Source organism: Marinobacter sp. F4218 (assembly GCF_019443085.1).
Lineage (GTDB): Bacteria > Pseudomonadota > Gammaproteobacteria > Pseudomonadales > Oleiphilaceae > Marinobacter > Marinobacter albus.
In genome coordinates, this window is the sequence record NZ_JAHZIL010000003.1 from 504,744 (window position 1) to 523,719 (window position 18,976).

Here is an 18,976-nt window from a genome sequence, read left to right on the forward strand (position 1 = left end):
TCGTTACACGGCAATCAGAACTCTTCCGCTGTCAACGCCATCATGGATTCGCTGCCACTGCGAATCCCCTCCGCGAGGGAAACGGTCTTGGGCAACAAACGGTCATAATAAAAGCGTGCGGTTTTCAGCTTGCCCGTGTAGAACCCAGAGCTGTCACCTTCTGCTTTAGGTGCCGCCGCCTTCACGATCTTGGCCCACATGTAGCCAAGCGCGGTCAGCCCAAACAGGTCAAGATAATCCACCGATGCGGCCCCGATAGCATCCGGGTTATTCCCCGCCTGCTTGATGACATGCTCGGTAACGTCGGAAAGACGCTCGAACGCAGCAGCGAGGGGTTCCAGGAACGGACGCAGATGCTCGTCAGCGCTGTTTTCCTCAATGAACGCCGCAACGTCCTGGGCAAACAACTCGTACAACTTGCCTTGGCTGCCGACAACTTTACGCCCCATCAGATCCAGCGCCTGGATACCGTTGGTTCCCTCGTAGATCTGGGTAATGCGGCAGTCGCGAACCAGTTGCTCCTGCCCCCACTCCCGGATGAAACCATGGCCGCCGAAGACTTGCTGGCCCATGATACATGCATCCAGACCACGGTCGGTCAGGAACGCCTTGGCAACCGGTGTCAGCAAGGCAACCATGCCTTCGGCGTGCTTGCGGCGCTCTTCCTCACTGGGATCCGCATACTTGGAAATATCCAGCCATTGGGCAACGTAAGTGGAAAAAGCGCGACCACCCTCGACATACCCTTTCATGGTGAGCAGCATGCGGCGCACATCTGGATGTACGAGAATCGGATCAGCGGCCTTTTCCGGCTGCTGGGCGCCAGTTGGCGCACGGCTCTGGATACGATCCAGCGCGTACTCACGGGCACTCTGCAATGAAGCCTCTGCCGCACCAATGCCCTGGATACCAACGCCCAGGCGCTCATAATTCATCATAGTGAACATTGCCGCGAGGCCTTTGTTCTCCTCGCCAACCAGCCAGCCCTTGGCGCCGTCGAAATTCATCACGCAGGTAGCCGAACCCTTGATGCCCATCTTCTTCTCGATGGAGCCACAGCTGAAGCTGTTGCGCTCACCCAGCGAGCCGTCATCATTGACCATGAACTTGGGAACCAGGAACAGGGAAATGCCCTTCGGTCCCTTGGGAGCATCCGGGAGCTTGGCGAGAACCAGGTGGATAATGTTCTCGGCCATGTCGTGTTCGCCCCAAGTGATAAAGATCTTGGTGCCCGTCACGTCGAAAGAGCCATCGTCGTTCGGTTCAGCCTTGGTGCGAATGATACCCAGGTCGGTACCGGCGTGAGGCTCGGTCAGGTCCATGGCACCGGACCATACCCCGGAATACATGTTTGGCAGGTACTTTTCCTTGAGCTCCTGGCTGCCGTGGGCGTCCAGCGCCAGACAGGCACCAGCAGTCAACATTGGCGCCAGGCCAAACGCCATGTTGGCGCCCTGCATCATTTCCTCAAACTGGGCGACCAGGGTCTTGGGCATACCCATGCCGCCAAATTCGGGGTTGCCACCGAGGCCATTCCAGCCACCTTCCACGATGGTCTGGTAAGCCTCCTTGAAGCCCTCCGGTGCGGTGACTTCACCCTCGTTCCACTTGCTTCCCTGCTCATCACCCTCGCGGTTCAGCGGTGCCAGTACACCACTGGTGATTTTTCCGGCTTCTTCCAGAATGGCATCGGCTGTTTCCGGATCCACATTCTCGGCCACCTTGGGCAGCGAAGCCCAAAGGGCGGGAGCATCAAAAACTTCGTTTAACACGAAACGCATGTCACGTAACGGTGCCTGATAATCGGCCATCTATAACTCTCCAAAATTCCAGTCAGTCTGTTCAGGCGGCAAAACGGCCGTGATGGGGCCAGACTCGCCTGTTCGGGCTATGTGTCCGCTCTAGATTATTTTTATGGGCCGCTATTCTACCTCAAAAGCGGAACTCAACTCATGAAAAAAGCCCGCCTCCGGGGAGTGCGGGCTTTCTGTATGCTTCTGAACTTCCTCAGGAGCCCGCGCCTCAGATGGCGAAGGCTTCCTCCGGCATGTCCATCAGGCTGTCTGCGCCTGCCAGCATGCTTTCAGCATGTGCCTTGGCGCGAGGCAGCATGCGCTTGAAGTAGAAGCGAGCAGTCTGCACCTTCGCATTGTAGAACATCTCTTCAGATGTTCCGTCCGCCATCTTGTCCAGTGCAACCTTGGCCATCCGGGCCCACAGGTAGGCAAACACGGCGTAACCGGAGTACATCAGGTAGTCTACCGATGCAGCACCCACTTCTTCACGGTTCTTCATGGCGGTCATACCAACCTTCATGGTCAGGTCGCCCCACTCCTTGTTCATTGCAGCCAGCGGCTCAAGGAATTCATTCAGTTGCTCATTGTCGGCGTTTTCCTTGCAGAACACGTGTACCTGCTTGGTGAAGCCCTTGAGGGACTCGCCCTGGGTCATCAGAACCTTACGGCCCAGCAGATCCAGTGCCTGGATACCGGTAGTACCTTCGTAAATCATGCCGATTCGGGCATCGCGTACGTTCTGCTCCATACCCCACTCGGAAATGAAGCCGTGGCCACCGAACACCTGCATGCCGAGGTTGGCCGCTTCGTAACCGATCTCGGTCAGGAACGCCTTGGCGATCGGCGTCAGGAAGCCCAATGCTTCATCGGCTGCTTTGCGATCTTCTTCGGTCTTGCCGCTGTGAACAATGTCAGCCTGCTGGGCTGTCAGATAGATTAGCGCACGGGCGCCTTCAGCAACCGCTTTCTGGGTCAGCAGCATACGACGAACGTCCGGGTGCACGATGATCGGATCGGCAATGCCCTCCGGATTCTTCGGGCCGCTCAGGGATCGCATGGCCAGACGCTCCTTGGCGTATGCCAGCGAACCCTGGAAGCCGAGTTCGGCGGCACCCAGACCCTGGATAGCGGTACCGATACGGGCGGTGTTCATGAACGTGAACATGCAGTTCAGGCCCTTGTTTTCCGGACCGATCAACCAGCCCTTGGCGCCGTCAAAGTTCATCACGCAGGTGGCATTGCCGTGGATACCCATCTTGTGCTCAATGGAGCCACAGGAAACGGCGTTGCGCTCGCCTGAGGAGCCGTCCTCGTTCGGGAGGTTCTTGGGAACGATAAACAGGGAAATACCCTTGGTGCCTTCCGGAGCTCCCGGCAGGCGGGCCAGAACGATGTGGACGATGTTGTCGGCCATGTCGTGCTCACCGGCGGAGATGAAGATCTTGGTGCCGGTGATGGAGTAGGTGCCGTCGGCATTCGGCTCGGCCTTGGAACGGAGGGTGCCCAGATCAGAACCACAGTGCGGCTCGGTCAGGCACATGGTGCCGGTCCACTCGCCACTGATCAGCTTGGTCAGGTAGGTCTGCTTCTGTTCTTCGGTTCCATGAGCCTCGATGGTGTTGGTTGCACCGTGGCTCAGACCAGGATACATGCCCCAGGACCAGTTGGCAGTACCAACCATTTCGCTCATGACCAGGCCCAGCGAATGCGGCAGGCCCTGGCCGCCGTAGTTGGGGTCTGCGGTCATGGACGGCCAGCCGCCCTCGACATACTGCTGATAGGCTTCCTTGAAGCCTGTCGGTGTTTTCACACCGTCCTCGCTCCAGGTACAACCCTCTTTATCACCCACCTGGTTCAGCGGAGACAGAACCTGCTCACAGAACTTGGCACCTTCCCCGATAATGGCATCCACCATGTCCGGAGTCGCGTCTTCGGCACCTTCAAGGTTTGCGTAGTGCTGCTCACTGTCCAGCAGCTCGTTCATTACAAATTTGATGTCACGCAGGGGCGCTTTGTATTCAGGCATGGAATCCACCTCGGTTTTCGGTCTCAGCTGAATCTGGTCTGACAGCTTCTGGCCTTGGGTTTGCTCAGACACCGCAGCGCGCTGCGCCGCGGCCTTAATTAAACACTTGTTTGAAACATACGTTTACAGGCACAGAATTGTCAATAGTCGGAACAAAAATTTGTGTTGCCGTGTGTGACTCCCAGGGGCGCCAACAAGCAAATACAAGCAGTTGCGAATCGGGGGAATTTCAGGACGAAAGGGTTCTGGATTTCAGGCGGACGCTCTGACAATCCACATCTTCTCAACGCTCGCTTGGGGATCCCCCTGAACGGAGGCACGTCGATGAAAACTTCCCGGCCTATCGCCTATTGGGCAGCATCGGGCCCACACCGGACACGGGAAAAGAGGGAATATTCGGGGGGTATGGCAGTCACGAACGCTACTCAGGCCATGATATCCAGAAGTGTACCCAGGGTCTCGTCTGCGGCTTTAACAACCTGTGCAGACGCTTCGACACTGCGCTCGTAGAGCTTCAGGTCAATGATCGGCTCAATCAGGTTTCCGGCGCCCTGGGCGGTCCCCTGGGGACCATCAGCTCCACCGCGCGCTATTTTGCGAGCGGCGCTCTCCATGCCCATCATGCCGTCCTGAATACCCTGAATGCCCACGGCGAGCGTGTTGTTCAACATAACCAATACTTCCGATGACCGATTATTGACTCCAGTAAGCCACATTTTTGGTCAATTTTCAAACAACTGGTCGATTTTCAGATAACTCGCCAGGGCAACAGGGTCGGCACTTTCCTGCCAGGGCAACACACCAAGGCACGGCGTCCTCATGTGGGTGAGAAGGTAATTCAGCGTCTCCTGCTCAGAGGCCATCGATTCCGGTTCCACACGGTTGGCGACCCAACCAGCGACCTCCAGGCCGTCAGCCCGGATGGCTTCCGCTGTCAGCAAGGCATGATTGATACATCCGAGTTTCAGGGCGACCACCAGAATCACTGGCATCCCCAGTTCCCGGGGCATGGCCGAATAGGTTTCGCGGTCGTTCAGGGGAACCCGCCAGCCACCAGCACCCTCAACCAGCAACAGGTCGGCCGGCCGAATCTGAAGCCCGCGGCAGAAGCCGATCAGGCGCTGCGCCGTGACATTTTTGCCCGCTTGCGCAGCGGCAACGTGAGGCGCAATGGCAGGTTCCAGCGCAATCGGGTTGATCTGATCGTAAGTCAGAGGCTCCGTGATCGCGTTCTGCAGGGCCAACGCGTCCTCATTGCGCAGTCCGTCGGCTGTCGATTCGCAGCCGGAAGCTATCGGCTTCATGGCCAGAGTGCGCTTGCCCTCTGCCTTTGCCAACTCAAGGATCGCCGCCGAGATCATGGTCTTGCCCACCCCGGTATCGGTGCCTGTAACAAAATAGGATTTCTTGGCCATGCCTTCCGTGTTTCCTGAATGGGTTGTGGTGAGATAGCTAGTCCGCCGAACCCCAGTCCACCCACGCCGCCTCATAACTTGCGATCACGGTGCCGTCTGCCTCTCTCGGATACTGTCTGCACATTGCGCGTACGCGACCAGGCGCAGTCAGGGTCTTTCTGCGACCTTCACTCTTGAAGCCGGCCCCCAGCTGCTTTAGCTCAGCGGCCAGCGCGACGGGCGAGGCATAGGGCAACTGCAGGGTCCGGGTTTCGACGGAGGCACCGGGCAACTCACCCGCTACCCGCGCCTGCAGGAAGGATTCAGTCTCAAAACGGTTCACGTGGGGGCGCCCCGGATCGGCGGAAGCCCAGGCACCCACCAATTCCCGCAGCGTCCCGTCCAGTAGGGTCGAGACCATCAGTCTGCCGCCAGGCCTTAGCAGGCGTCGGCACTGGGCAAACACCGGTCCCGGATCGGCACACCACTGAATCATCAGGTTGCTGAAAACAACATCAAAACTGCAGTCCGGCAGCGGTAAAGCCTCAGCATCGGCGACGAGCCAGTCAATATCTGCATCGCTCTGTTCGCTGGCTCTCCGGATCATAGCCGGCGAGAGATCCACGCCCGTCACCCGTGCTGATGGCCACATCTGAGACAACCTGCGGGCGAACCAGCCTGTCCCGCAGCCAAGGTCCAGGACGCGGAGCGGACGGAGGCTATTCTCGCCGGATTCGAGCTTATGGCACATAACCTCACCCATCCGGCGCTGCAGCCGGGAGGCATTCTCGTAGGTGGCGCAGGCATTTCCGAATTGCTTTGAAATCAGGGACTTTTCTGCAATCTCTTTTTCTGGCGGCGCGTAAGGTTCTGTTGCCTCGGCATGAAGGCAGGCCGCAGCAGTCATACCGCCACATCCTGCTTTGCCAGCAGATGGCGGCATTCTGCCAGGGCCTGCAGCAGGCGATCCAGATCCGACTGGCTGTGAGCAGCACTGAAAGTAACCCGCAACCGTGCCTCTCCCTCCGGCACCGTGGGCGGCCGGATCGCCGTTACCAGCAGCCCCCGCTCTTCCAGAGCGTGACTCAGTTCGAGCGCGGTCCAGTTATCGCCCACCATGATGGGCTGAATGGGGGTCTGGGACGGCATCAACTGATACCCGAGGGCGCATGCCTCTGTGCGAAACCGATCGACCAGCGCCTGAAGGTGCTGTCGGCGCTCATCATCTTTCTCGATCAGGTCAATACTGGCCCTGGTCGCGACCGCAATCGCCGGCGGCATGGCCGTGGTGTAGATGTAGGTCCGTGCCTTCTGAACCAGGTAATCCATCAGCACCGGGGACCCGGCCACGAAAGCGCCACTGGTACCCACAGCCTTGCCCAGCGTCCCAATAAGCACGGGCACGTCAGCTTCGGACAGTCCCTGAGCGGCAATGCTGCCGCGCCCCTCGGGGCCGAGCACACCAATGCCGTGGGCGTCGTCAACAACCAGCAGGGCGTCATGCTCCCGGCACACCCTCGCCAATTCCTTCAGCGGAGCGACATCGCCATCCATGCTGAATACGCCATCGGTTACCACCAGCTTGTGCCCGGATGTCTGCGCCAGCATTGCCTCCAGCTCGCCGACATCGCCGTGGGGGTACCGCCTTACCCGGGCCCGACTGAGAATGCAGCCATCAATGATGGAGGCATGATTGAGGCGATCGGAGAAGATCGTATCGCCGCGTCCGGCCAACGCCGAAATCACGCCCATATTGGCCATGTAACCCGTGGAGAAGAACAGCGCGGAGCTGCGCCCGGTAAAGCTGGCAAGACGTTGTTCCAGCTCGTGGTGAGCATCGTGATGGCCACAGATCAGGTGCGAGGCCGCGCCACCGAGACCGGTCTCGGGCAGCGCATCCCGGAGGGCGTCGATGTTGGCAGGATTGTTGGCCAATCCAAGATAATCGTTGCTACAGAAGGACAGCAGGGACCTGCCATCGGACGTTAACGCCGGCCGCTGTGGGCCAGAGATCTGCCGACGGGTCCGATAGAGACCCGCCGTTTTCCTCTGAGCAAGCTCGCCTTCAAAGTCACGCACAATATCACCCCGGAATTCGGTCAGGACGCCGCGGATTCCCGTGTCGCGTCATAGAACATGTGGCGGGTCGCCTCATACTCCACCGCTTCGGCAATTGCCTCTTCTTCCTGCTCCTCGGAGGCGCACTGTTCACGCTGTTCCGGACGGATCCCCAGACGGCGGAAGAGCTCCATATCGGCGTCAGCCTCTGGGTTGGCAGTGGTCAGCAGCTTCTCGCCATAGAAAATGGAGTTCGCACCGGCCATGAAGCACAGCGCCTGCATCTGTTCGTTCATGTTCTCCCGGCCTGCAGAGAGCCGGACGTGGGAGGCCGGCATCATGATCCGAGCCACCGCAATAATACGAACGAAATCAAAAGGATCAAGATCCTCCACGTCCTCCATGGGGGTTCCCTTGACCTTCACCAGCATGTTCACAGGCACACTCTCCGGATGGTGTGGCAGGTTTGCCAGCTGCATCAGCAACCCGACCCGGTCGTCATCGTCCTCACCCATACCCATGATGCCGCCACAGCAGACCTTCATTCCCGCCTTGCGTACGTTATCCAGGGTATCCAGGCGGTCCTGATAGGTACGGGTGGTGATGATGTGGCTGTAGTATTTCTCAGAGGTATCCAGGTTGTGGTTGTAATAATCCAGCCCGGCGTCCGCCAGTTCCTTCGCCTGGTATTCCTCCAGCATGCCCAGGGTCATGCAGGTCTCCAGCCCCAGGGATTTCACCTGTTTCACCATATCCAGGACATAGGGCATATCCTTTTTGGACGGGCTGCGCCAGGCAGCTCCCATGCAGAAGCGGGAAGCCCCCTTGCCCTTGGCGGCCTTGGCTTCAGCCACCACCTTCTCAATTTCCAGCAACTTTTCCTTCTCGAGACCGGTGTTGTAGTGGCCACTCTGCGGGCAGTACTTGCAGTCCTCCGGGCAGGCGCCAGTTTTGATAGAGAGCAGGGTACTGACCTGAACTTCATTCGGATCAAAGTGCTGACGATGAACACTCTGGGCGCGAAACAGGAGGTCGTTGAATGGCAGCGCGAACAGATCGCGTGCTTCCTGCAGCGTCCAGTCGTGACGAATTTCCGAGGAGGTGGCTGTAGCGGTCATGTGAGAGTCCTGTTAACCTTTTCCGGTCTCTGGGTTTACGGATGAAACAGATGATAAAGGGCCTGAACTGGCTGTCAACCTTAATGGAACTAAAGGTTAACAGCGAAATGACAGCCGGATTGTGCGTAGCATGCCTTTCGGGCAATGCTTTCAATGGCTTATGCATGGCCTGCCACGATGACCTGCCGGCCAACCAGTGGCAATGCCGGACCTGCGCCCTGCCCCTTCCACACTCCGCCCGCGTCGCTACCTGCGGAGACTGCGTTTCCTCTCCCCCGCCCTTCAGGCGCTCACTGACTCCATGGCGATACCAGTTTCCGGTCGACAAGATGATTGGGCGTTTCAAGTACAACAGCCAGCGCCAGTTCGCCCGCCCCCTGATTGCCGGCCTCGGGCGATACCTTGTCGAGCAGCTCAAGCAGAATCCCGACCTCAAACCCGAGGCGCTGATTCCAACCCCCATGTACCGGCAACGGCGCCGCAAGCGCGGCTTCAATCAGGCCCAGGAAATCGCTGAACAGATAGGCAGGCAACTCGACATCCCTGTCGCCGCCGGCCTGGTGCGACGAAAACAGAACGTCAGGGCCCAGCGGGAACTGAACCGCCACGAACGACTGGACAATCTTAGAGGGGTTTTCGAGATCCGTGGCCCGGTACCGGAGCACATTGCCATCGTAGACGACGTTGTAACCACCGGTGCGACTGTACGCACACTGGCATCACTGCTGCGGGAACACGGAGCCAGGGACATACAGGTCTGGGCCCTGGCGCGAACGCCCGCCTAGACCAGCTTCGCTTTCACCCGATCGGCAATGGCGAGACAGGAGGTCAGCCCGGGAGACTCAATGCCAAACAGGTTCACGACACCATCGATCCCGTGATCCTCCGGACCCTCGATGCGGAAATCGCAAACCCCGCCATCGGGCCCCGCCAGCTTTGGCCGAATGCCCGCGTACGCTGGCTGAAGCCGGCTCTCGTCAAGGCCCGGCCACCAGCTCCGGATGCTACTTATGAAATGACGGGCTCGAGCGGGATCGACCGAATAATCCTCGTTTTCAATCCATTCCACATCGGGGCCGAATCGTGCCTGTCCGGCAAGATCCAGCGTGAGGTGCACCCCCAGACCTCCGGGTTCGGGAACAGGGTAAATCAGGTTATCGAAGGGGTGGCGACCGCTGTAACTGAAGTAAACGCCCCGGGCCAGCCACTGACGTGGCTTCTGGGAAGCCGGCAACCCGAGCCATGCCCGTGCCAGATCGGCAGCGCCCAGGCCGGCAGCGTTGACGACATTGCGGGCTTCCAGAACCAAAGGCAGGTCGCCACCAATGCGCAGGCGGTGACGAGGCCCTGACGTTTCCACTGCCGTCACCGGGGCTCTCAACACCAGCCGGCCGCCGGCATCTTCAAACGCCCCCAGCAGGGACAGCATCAAAGCGTGGCTGTCGACGATGCCGGTTTCCGGAGACCAGAGTCCCGCAGATGCGGTGAGGTCTGGCAGCTTCCTAACCAGCGCGGCTCCCGACACCAGGTTCAGGGCTACCCCATTAAGCGAGGCCCGATGCCGGATCAGATCCAGGCTTTCCGCCTGGCGATCCGATGTCGCCACGATCCACTTCCCGCACTTTCGATACCCAATTTTGTGTTCCTCGCAGTACCGGTAGAGCTGCTGGCGTCCTTCCACGCACAGGCGGGCCTTTAAGCTGCCTTCCGGGTAATAGATACCGGCATGGATCACCTCGCTGTTGCGGGACGAAATGCCGCCACCAAACCGGTCACCTGCTTCAAGAACCAGGACCTCATGCCCTGCCAGTGCCAGCGACCGGGCAACGGCCAGACCAACCACTCCGGCCCCGATGACGACCGTTTGTATTTCCAGGGACTCCTGCGACACCCGACGTTTCTCCAGAATTCAGCTTTGGATTTAACGAAGCATAACCGATCGGGCAATTGTTCCGGAAAATCCCCGGCCGTGAGGCCTCCGCGTTGATTACGCGGACCACCATACAGGTTATACTGACGCTCTGGACGCAGCGGATGGAGCCCGGTGATGATGTCTGACAGGAAGCAGTTTGCGTTGGTAATGGTGGTTGCCGCCCTGTTTGTTGGCTGGCTTGGCTGGCGCGGATTCGAAATTATCAGTCTGAACGACCGCCTGAAAGCCGATGAAAAGGTCGCCAGCTATCCCTATCAGCACAGGGTTCTGCGTGTGGAAGGCAGCACAGCCATCATGAGTTCGCTGCGCTCCCATACAACGTCGACACAGGAAGCTCTGGGCACGGTTTTTCCAAACATGCGCAACCTGAGCGACGGTCATCGCTCGTGGCAAAAGGCTGAACGGGAACTCGCCCATATCCAGGCAAGGTCCGGTGATATCGTGCTGGGGGCGTCTGGAATCGACCGGATTCGCTGGGAACTTGACGAAAACTGGTACCATCTCCAGGCAATGAAATCCAACTACGACACAGGGCTTTGACCACTTTCAATATGACCCATGACTCTCCACTGGCCACATCGCCCCATCCGTACGACTCACTGACTCCCGACATCATTCTGGACGCCATGGAAGAGGCCGGCTTCGCGGTCAGTGGACGGCTATTTTCCCTCAACAGTTATGAAAACCGGGTGTACCAGATCGGGCTGGACGAAGGCGCACCGGTGATCGCCAAATTCTACCGCCCCGGCCGCTGGAGTGAAGCTGAGATCCGTGAGGAGCATGAATTCACGCTGGAACTCGTTAATGCCGACATCCCCGTGGTTGCGCCATTGGCCATGCCCTCGGGCGATACGCTCGGACGACACGGCGACTTCCTGTTCGCGGTGTTTGCCCAGCGCGGCGGTCAGGCGCCGGATGTCAGCGTAACAGATACCCTGTACCGGCTGGGCCAGTGGCTCGGACAGATGCATAACATCGGTGCAAGCAAGCCGTTCAGGCACAGGCCGGGCATCTCGCTTCTGGACGGCATCGAAAGGAAAAACCGGCTGCTGGTCGAAGGCGACTGGGTTCCGGATGATCTTCGCCCTGCATGGGACAGCCTGATTCCGGACCTGATCCAGGCCTGCGGCGCCCGGATTGACGAGGCCGGCCCGGTCGCCACCCTGAGACTCCACGGCGACTGTCATGCCGGCAACATACTCTGCCGGGACGAACAGATGTTGTTCGTGGACCTCGACGACTGCCGCACGGGACCTGCGGTCCAGGACATGTGGCTACTGCTCAATGGCGAGGATTCCGAGCGCGGAGCCCAACTGGGCGAACTGCTTGAGGGCTATGAGATGTTCCGGGACTTCAATCGCCGGGAACGCCACCTGATCGAACCCCTGCGCTGTTACCGCCAGATTGCCCACTGTGCGTGGCTGGCCAAACGCTGGGACGACCCGGCCTTCCCCCGGTTCTTTCCGTGGTTTGGCCAGCCACGATTCTGGTCCGATCAGATTCTGTCTCTGAGAGAACAGCTGGCCGCCCTGCAGGCACCCTCGATCTCCCTTCCCGGGCAATACTGATCAACCCATCGACCACATCCAAATGAGGTAGACATGAGCCAGAATGAGGCCCGTTTCACCGTACGCAGTCTGATTGTCACCGCCATTGTCACGGCGATCGCCACAGTCATGGTGCTTGAAACCAGCGGCAAGATTGACCATTCGGACAACAAGGACCACGTACCTGTCGGTGACTTCCAGGCCATTCACGTGACCCCGGAAGAGCCCTTCCGGATGTCACCGAAAGCCTCCGAATTGCACGCTGCCTGTGAAAACGGATTCCTGGCTATCGCGGCGGACGCGGACCCCTCGTTTCGCGGCATCCTGGTAGACTACAAAAACCGCGGGGTCCGTTGCAGCCGACCGGCGCCGACCGCTCCCGCCGTGCCCGATACGGAGGAGGTCGATAGCAATGGCTAAGTCAGGGCAGCCGCCAGAGCAGATCACAGACCGGCTCTTCGCCACCGAGCGTCGACCCGAGGATTTCCGCTTCGATGCTTCAGTGGCGCGGGTGTTTCCGGACATGATCCGCCGCTCGGTCCCCGGGTATACCACCATCATTCCCATGATCGAAGTGATCACCGAGCAATACGCGCAGGCAGACTCCCATTGCTACGACCTGGGCTGCTCCCTGGGCGCGTCCACTCTGGCGATGCGGCATGGCATTTCACACCCGGACTGCGCACTCGTGGGAGTCGACAACTCCAGCGCCATGATCGAGCGCTGCGAACATTACATCGCGCTGGATGACAGCTCACTGCCAGTGACCCTGCGCTGCGAGGACATCCTTGAGACCGAACTCAGCGATGCCTCGGTAACCACGCTGAACTTCACTCTCCAGTTTGTTCCGCCCGATCGTCGAACCGACCTGCTCACCCGTATCGCCGAGGCCACGCGTCCGGGCGGGGTGCTGATCCTATCTGAGAAAATCCGTTTTGAGTCCGACGAGGAACAGGATATCCAGACCCGGCTGCACCATGAGTTCAAGCGGGCCAACGGCTACTCGGACCTGGAAATCAGCCAAAAGCGCTCCGCCATCGAACAGGTACTGATTCCCGAAACCCTGGCCGACCACAAGGAACGGTTGCTGGCCGGGGGATTTGATCAGGTTCTGGTCTGGTACCAGTGCTTCAATTTTGTCTCCATGCTGGCAATCAAGGCCCGCTGAATACATTCAGAGAATCATGGCAACTTTCGACTGGAAAAAACACTTTGAACCACTGCTCGCCGAGCTTGCGCAGAGCGGGCAGGCCCGCTGGGCCGACCGCCTTCGCAGTCAACTTACCCATCGTTTTGACGACGCCCCGCACGGTGACCTGGACCGCTGGCTGGCGGCACTGAACGAACTGCCTGAGCTTAGCGGGGTTGAAACAGACCTTGAGCGCCCGGCCATCACCCTGAGTACCCCGGATGGCCTGACCGCCCTTCAGAAGACACGGCTGGAGAACGCCCTCCGTGGGCTGATGCCCTGGCGTAAGGGGCCCTTCGACTTCTTCGGAACCTACATTGACACCGAGTGGCGATCTGACTGGAAGTGGGACCGGGTACGGCCGTACCTGTCTGAGTTGTCTGGCCGACGCATTCTGGACGTCGGTTGCGGCTCCGGCTACCACTGCTGGCGCATGCTCGGCGAGGGCGCAGAACGCGTTATCGGCATTGATCCGGGTCTGCTCTTTCTGTTTCAGTTCCTCAGCGTGAAACGCTATCAAGGTGATGTGCCGGTGGACCTGTTGCCGGTGCGGATGGAGGACTTGCCAGACAACCTGCAGGCCTTCGATACCACCTTCTCGATGGGCGTGCTTTACCATCGCCGCTCCCCCCTGGATCATCTGCTCGAACTCAAGGGCACACTCCGGCGCGGCGGTGAACTGGTGCTGGAAACGCTGGTCGTGGACGGCCCGGAAGGCTTCACGCTGATGCCGGAGGACCGGTATGGGAAGATGCGTAACGTCTGGTTCCTACCCAGCTGCGATACCCTGCTGCGGTGGCTGGACCGCACGGGCTTCCGCAACGCCCGGATCGTGGACGTCACTGAAACCACCACCGATGAGCAACGCAGTACCGAGTGGATGCGCTTCAATTCACTTCAGGACTTCCTGGACCCGGCCGATCCGTCCAGGACAATCGAAGGCTACCCGGGCCCCAAACGGGCAACCATCATCGCCGAGAAACCCTAGGCACAAAAAAACCGCCCTGAAGTTTCCCACAGGGCGGCTATTCTGCTCTATCAATTACTCACCGAACGGGTGGCGCAGGGTGATCGTCTCGATCCGATCCGGCCCCGTCGAGATGATATCGATCGGTGCCTCAATCTGCTCCTCAAGGAACCGGATGTAGGCCTTGGCATTCTCAGGCAACTGCTCGACACTGGTCAGCCCCACGGTGCTATCGCTCCAACCCGGAAGCTCGGCGTAAACCGGCTCGATGTCCTTGTAGCTGTCGCACCCGATGGGCGGGCGGAAGATCTCGCCATTCGGTGTCTTGTAACCCACACACACCTTCACAGTCTCCAGTCCGTCCAGAACATCAAGCTTGGTCAGACAGATGCCGGAAACACTGTTGATCTGGATTGCGTGGCGCAGGGCCACGGCATCAAACCAGCCACAACGGCGCGAGCGACCGGTGGTGGTACCGATTTCATTGCCCTTCACCGCCAGGTGTTGGCCCATGTCATCAAACAGCTCGGTCGGGAAAGGACCGGAGCCGACACGGGTCGTGTAGGCCTTGGTGATACCCAGGACGTAGTCCAGAAACAGGGGACCGAAACCGGAACCCGTAGCGGTACCGCCCGCCGTGGTATTTGAGGAAGTGACGTACGGATAGGTGCCCAGATCAATATCCAGCAGGGAACCTTGGGCCCCCTCGAACAGGATGTGTTCGCCACGCTTCCGGAAATCGTGCAGCATGTCGGTCACGTCCGCCGCCATCGGCAGGATTTCCTCGGCCATCTGCTTGAGCTCTTCCAGAGCCGCGTCGATATCTTCCGCCTCTTCCTTGAAGTACTCGGTCAAGACAAAGTTGTGGTAGGACATTATTTCCCGCAGCTTGGCCTCAAAATCGCCAGGATTGCAGAGGTCGCCCAGACGCACCCCGCGGCGGGAAACCTTGTCCTCGTATGCAGGACCAATACCGCGCCCAGTGGTTCCGATCTTGTCATTGCCACGGGCACGCTCACGGGCCTGATCGATACGGACGTGCGTGCGCAGGATGATTGGACAGGCCAGGCTGATCCGCAGACGGTCGCGGACGGCAACCCCGTTGGCTTCAAGTTCACGCACTTCCTTCAGCAGCGCTTCCGGGGACAGCACAACGCCATTACCGATCAGGCAATAGACGTGCTGGCGCAGGATGCCGGACGGAATCAGGTGCAGCGCGGTTTTCTTGCCATCAATCACCAGTGTGTGGCCGGCATTGTGACCGCCCTGAAAACGGACCACGGCTGCGACCTTATCAGTCAGCAGGTCAACAATTTTACCCTTGCCTTCATCACCCCACTGGGTGCCCAGCACAACAACGTTTTTACCCATGATTCTCTCTCAATGCGGCTGTCCCAGAGGACAGACGGTTCGCAAGTTTACCTGTAAATGAGTTCACCGACGCCCGACAGGCCTCAGCCCAGTTTCTCAACGACCCACTGGCCGCCCCGTTTAACCAGTTTCCGGTCGCAGCCTTTGGCGGCCGGATCGGCTCCGGCATCGTCCGGGAGCGCGCGAATAACTGTCTCGGTCAATCTCAAACCGGAAATAGCGCTTTCAAGCGCCGGATCTTCATCGGCCGGAGCCCAGATTGCGCCGACCCGCTTCTGAACCCGCTCTCCCAAAGAAACCAGGGCGCGGATGTCCAGACTGAACCCGGTCGCCGGGCGAGCGCGGCCGAAATCACTGCCGATGGCGTCATAGCGACCACCCTTGGCCACCGAATCCCCGTGGCCGGGTACATAAGCGGCAAATACCAGACCGGTGTGGTAGTTATACCCACGCAGCTCACAGAAATCGAAGCCCACGCTTACTTCCGGATAATCCCGCGCCAGCATGTCACAGACGCGACCGAGTTTTTCCAGGGCCGCGTCAAGTTCTGGCGAGGCGCCCGCCAGAATCCGCCGTGCTTCGATCAGCGCTTCCGTACCGCCACTGACTCGCGCCAGCTCGCGCAACCGCGCGCCCGCAGATCCGGACGGACAATGCCCCAGCAGCTCGTCCAGCTCCGGCACCGATTTGCGGGCCATGGCATCGAAGATGGCCGCTTCAGTGTCGCGATTGAAGTCGGCGTCACCGATAAGGCTCTGGTAAATCGAAACATGCGCCAGATCGAGATGAATACGGGGCAGACCGGACACTCGCAAAGTCTCCAGCATCAGGCTGATCACTTCCATATCGGCGGCTTCGGATTCGCTGCCGAACAGCTCACACCCTGCCTGAATCGGCGTCCTGCCAGTCAGCATGTGCCGGGGCCGTGTATGCAGGACATGACCGGCGTAACAAAGGCGGGTAATGCCTTCCTGCCCCATCGTATGCGCATCGATACGGGCGGCCTGGGGTGTCATGTCGGCCCGGACCCCCATCATGCGGCCAGTCAGCTGATCCGTGAGCTTGAAGGTCTGCAGCTCCAGATCGTGCCCGGTACCGGTGAAAAGTGACTCGAGATATTCAATCAGCGGTGGGATTACAAGCTGGTAGCCCCAGCGTTGGCAGGTATCCATTACATCCCGGCGCAGGGATTCGATCCGTCCGGCCAGGGGCGGCAGAATGTCCTCTACCCCGTCCGGCAGTAACCAGCGATCAGATACTGTCATGAGATTACGTTGTCCGTCAGGCCCGCTTCGGCGAGAGCGCCGTGGGGTTTACACAGGATTTATGGCGAATTCCGCGGCAAAAACCGGAAACAAAACCGTCGGAATTTTACACGGTTGGTCGGCACAAAAAAACCGGAATACCGAGGTATTCCGGTTTTTCGATCCGGGAGGCGGAGCTTCAGCGACCGCCCTGAGGATCCTTCAGGAATTTCATGAAGTCACTGTCGGAGTCAATGACCATGATATCGTCCTTGCTGGAGAAGGTATTCCGATACGCCTGCAGACTGCGATAAAAGCTGTAGAACTCGGCATTTGAGCCATAGGCATCTGCATAGATCGTAGCCGCCTGGCCATCGCCTTCACCGCGGGTCTCCTCAGACTCTGCGAACGCTTCAGCCAGGATTACGGTGCGCTGACGATCGGCATCCGCACGGATGCCTTCTGCCAACTCACGGCCCCGAGAGCGGAATTCCTGGGCCAGCTTCTCTCGCTCGGTCGCCATACGGCGGTATACGTTCTCACTGACCTGACCGGGAAACTCGATCGCTTTCACCCGAACATCCAGCACCTCAATGCCAAATTCTTTGAGGGAGGTCTCGTTCACCCGGTCACGCAGTGAGTGCATCAGCTCATCGCGCTGCCCGGATACCACTTCGTGCATGGTACGAATACCAAACTCGTCACGCAGGCCATTGTCGACCCGGGACAGCAGCAGAGACTGTGCCCGGTATTCGTCGCCGCCGGTGGCACGATAGAACTGGTCAACGTCACGGATTTTCCAGGCAATGTAGGAATCCACATCCAGCGGCTTCTTCTCGACCGTCAGGTACTGGCGGGACGGAAGATCCATGGTCAGCACCCGGATATCGAATTCCCGGACCTGATCAATGACCGGCACTTTGAAATGGATCCCGGCCTGAATGTCGGTTTCCACCAACTCACCAAAGCGCAACATAACGCCCCGGTGCGTTTCCGGGATGATGTACACGCTGGACAGCACGAGCAGGACAACAATGAGGGCGCCTGCAAGACCCACTACACCTTTAGGTCCCATGATTATCTGCTCCTCCGTACATTAGTGTCCTGCCTGGAACGCAGCTCCTTGATGACCTGATCGGTCAGGGACTGAATATCCATCTGGTCGCCGCTGCCGTCCGAAGACTGACCACCGCTGCGCGGGAGCCTCCCTTGGGTCAGGCGATCCAACGGCAGATACATCATGTTGCCACTGCTTTCGGTATCCACAAGGATCTTGCTGCTGCTGGACAGCACCGTTTCCAGGGTCTGCAGGTACATGCGGTCACGGGTAACCGTCGGTGAATTCTGATAAACCGCCAACAACTCGAGGAAGCGCGCGGTTTCGCCTCGGGCCCGCTCGATGACTTCCTGTTTGTAGGCGTTAGCTTCCTCAATCATGCGCTGGGCCTGGCCTCGAGCTTCGGGAACCACCTTATTCCGGTAGGTTTCGGCTTCTTCCTTGACGCGCTGCTCATCTTCCCGTGCGCGCTGAACTTCGCGGAAAGCATCCTGAACGGCCGGTGGTGGCTGAGTACTCTCAACGTTCACACGCACGATCTCCAGACCGGTACCATACTCGACCAGGAACCGCTGCAGACGCTGTTCGACCCGGACGGACAGCTCAGCCCGGCCTTCGGTCAAAACGTCATCCAAAGACGAACTGCCCACTTCGTGACGCAGGGCGCTGTCGGTGGCAAAAGCCAGTGCCTGATTCGAGTCGCGAACGTTCAGTACGTAGGCCTGTGCATCGCCGACCCGGTACTGAACCTGCAGATCGACGGTCACGAGGTTTTCATCCTGGGTCAGCATCTGACCGCTGGATTCAGCAGTACGAACACTGGTCACCCGCACCTTGGTTACGTCATCGATCAGAGGCACCTTGAAACGCAAGCCGGGGTTTTCAGTCCGGTTGTACTCGCCAAAACGCAGAACAACCGCGCGTTCCTGCTCGTCAACGGTGTAGAAAGACTGGAAGACCACATAGCCGGCCACCAGAATAGCGGCCAACGCGAGAATGGCCCCAAAGCCCCCCGCGCCACCACCGGTGCCGCTGCCACTGCCGCCGGACTTACCGCCTTTTCCGCCCAGCATTTTGTTCAGTTTATCGAGACCTTTCTTGAGCGCCTCGTCGAGGTCTGGCGGCCCCTGATCATCGCCGCGACGACCGCCGGTACCCCAGGGGTCATTGTCGTTGCGATTTCCACCCGGTTCGTTCCAGGCCATAGTGCTCTCCGTTCCTGACTTATAGAATGGCTGCAAATACTAGGGATTTATCAGCGTCCCGGCAATAGCCT

Annotated in this window: 18 protein-coding genes; 6 read left to right on the forward strand and 12 right to left on the reverse strand. The window is 59.2% G+C overall.

What is annotated here, in order from left to right:
- Positions 1–14: 14 nt before the first annotated feature.
- The 7 genes from K0B93_RS06220 to bioB form a co-directional block, all read right to left on the reverse strand.
- On the reverse strand, positions 15–1,811 hold the full coding sequence (locus K0B93_RS06220) for an acyl-CoA dehydrogenase C-terminal domain-containing protein (protein ID WP_219866382.1): 1,797 nt from the start codon (positions 1,809–1,811) through the stop codon (positions 15–17).
- 211 nt (positions 1,812–2,022) lie between these two features.
- Positions 2,023–3,822 (reverse strand): acyl-CoA dehydrogenase C-terminal domain-containing protein, encoded by a 1,800-nt coding sequence (locus K0B93_RS06225; protein ID WP_219866383.1) that lies wholly within the window; start codon positions 3,820–3,822, stop codon positions 2,023–2,025.
- Positions 3,823–4,247: 425 nt separating this feature from the next.
- Complete coding sequence (locus K0B93_RS06230; RefSeq protein ID WP_219866384.1) at positions 4,248–4,493, reverse strand: flagellar biosynthesis protein FlgE; 246 nt, start codon at positions 4,491–4,493, stop codon at positions 4,248–4,250.
- 51 nt (positions 4,494–4,544) lie between these two features.
- A complete protein-coding gene (gene bioD / locus K0B93_RS06235) occupies positions 4,545–5,237 on the reverse strand; it encodes a dethiobiotin synthase (protein WP_219866385.1) in 693 nt (230 codons plus the stop codon).
- A gap of 37 nt (positions 5,238–5,274) precedes the next feature.
- Positions 5,275–6,123, reverse strand: coding sequence for a malonyl-ACP O-methyltransferase BioC (gene bioC, locus K0B93_RS06240; protein ID WP_219866386.1), 849 nt, complete (start codon positions 6,121–6,123; stop codon positions 5,275–5,277).
- Positions 6,120–7,295 (reverse strand): 8-amino-7-oxononanoate synthase, encoded by a 1,176-nt coding sequence (gene bioF, locus K0B93_RS06245; protein ID WP_219866387.1) that lies wholly within the window; start codon positions 7,293–7,295, stop codon positions 6,120–6,122. Before bioF ends, bioC begins: the two co-directional genes overlap by 4 nt.
- A gap of 20 nt (positions 7,296–7,315) precedes the next feature.
- Entirely contained in the window at positions 7,316–8,392 is a 1,077-nt protein-coding gene (bioB, locus tag K0B93_RS06250; protein WP_219866388.1) for a biotin synthase BioB, read from the reverse strand.
- A 41-nt stretch (positions 8,393–8,433) separates the two neighbouring features.
- Between bioB and K0B93_RS06255 the strand changes: the two genes are divergently transcribed.
- A complete protein-coding gene (locus K0B93_RS06255; protein WP_228743318.1) occupies positions 8,434–9,177 on the forward strand; it encodes a ComF family protein in 744 nt (247 codons plus the stop codon).
- Here the strand turns inward: K0B93_RS06255 and K0B93_RS06260 are convergent.
- Positions 9,174–10,283, reverse strand: coding sequence for an NAD(P)/FAD-dependent oxidoreductase (locus K0B93_RS06260; protein ID WP_219866389.1), 1,110 nt, complete (start codon positions 10,281–10,283; stop codon positions 9,174–9,176). The genes K0B93_RS06255 and K0B93_RS06260 overlap by 4 nt on opposite strands.
- Before the next feature lie 156 nt (positions 10,284–10,439).
- On the opposite strand from K0B93_RS06260, the gene K0B93_RS06265 reads away from it, so the two are divergent.
- Genes K0B93_RS06265 through cmoB form a run of 5 tightly spaced genes read left to right on the forward strand, consistent with a single transcriptional unit; the run spans position 10,440 to position 14,049 of the window.
- Positions 10,440–10,865: a hypothetical protein gene (locus K0B93_RS06265; protein WP_228743319.1), complete on the forward strand. Its 426-nt coding sequence runs from the start codon at positions 10,440–10,442 to the stop codon at positions 10,863–10,865.
- A gap of 11 nt (positions 10,866–10,876) precedes the next feature.
- Positions 10,877–11,893 (forward strand): serine/threonine protein kinase, encoded by a 1,017-nt coding sequence (locus K0B93_RS06270; RefSeq protein ID WP_219868046.1) that lies wholly within the window; start codon positions 10,877–10,879, stop codon positions 11,891–11,893.
- Positions 11,894–11,926: 33 nt separating this feature from the next.
- Positions 11,927–12,292: a kinase gene (locus K0B93_RS06275; protein WP_219866390.1), complete on the forward strand. Its 366-nt coding sequence runs from the start codon at positions 11,927–11,929 to the stop codon at positions 12,290–12,292.
- The gene (cmoA, locus tag K0B93_RS06280) at positions 12,285–13,040 is read left to right on the forward strand and encodes a carboxy-S-adenosyl-L-methionine synthase CmoA (RefSeq protein WP_219866391.1); all 756 of its coding nucleotides are present in this window, start codon (positions 12,285–12,287) and stop codon (positions 13,038–13,040) included. Before K0B93_RS06275 ends, cmoA begins: the two co-directional genes overlap by 8 nt.
- 16 nt (positions 13,041–13,056) lie before the next feature.
- Positions 13,057–14,049 carry a tRNA 5-methoxyuridine(34)/uridine 5-oxyacetic acid(34) synthase CmoB gene (gene cmoB / locus K0B93_RS06285; RefSeq protein ID WP_219866392.1) on the forward strand — a complete coding sequence of 331 codons (993 nt, stop codon included), beginning with the start codon at positions 13,057–13,059 and terminating at the stop codon, positions 14,047–14,049.
- 54 nt (positions 14,050–14,103) lie between these two features.
- Here cmoB and K0B93_RS06290 read toward each other — a convergent pair whose 3' ends face one another.
- The 4 genes from K0B93_RS06290 to hflK form a co-directional block, all read right to left on the reverse strand.
- Positions 14,104–15,399, reverse strand: a complete 1,296-nt coding sequence (locus tag K0B93_RS06290) for an adenylosuccinate synthase (RefSeq protein WP_219866393.1) — start codon at positions 15,397–15,399, stop codon at positions 14,104–14,106.
- Positions 15,400–15,482: 83 nt separating this feature from the next.
- Positions 15,483–16,664, reverse strand: coding sequence for an ATP phosphoribosyltransferase regulatory subunit (locus K0B93_RS06295; RefSeq protein ID WP_219866394.1), 1,182 nt, complete (start codon positions 16,662–16,664; stop codon positions 15,483–15,485).
- Positions 16,665–16,842: 178 nt separating this feature from the next.
- Entirely contained in the window at positions 16,843–17,718 is an 876-nt protein-coding gene (gene hflC, locus K0B93_RS06300; RefSeq protein ID WP_219866395.1) for a protease modulator HflC, read from the reverse strand.
- A gap of 2 nt (positions 17,719–17,720) precedes the next feature.
- Complete coding sequence (gene hflK / locus K0B93_RS06305; RefSeq protein ID WP_219866396.1) at positions 17,721–18,905, reverse strand: FtsH protease activity modulator HflK; 1,185 nt, start codon at positions 18,903–18,905, stop codon at positions 17,721–17,723.
- Positions 18,906–18,976: the final 71 nt, after the last annotated feature.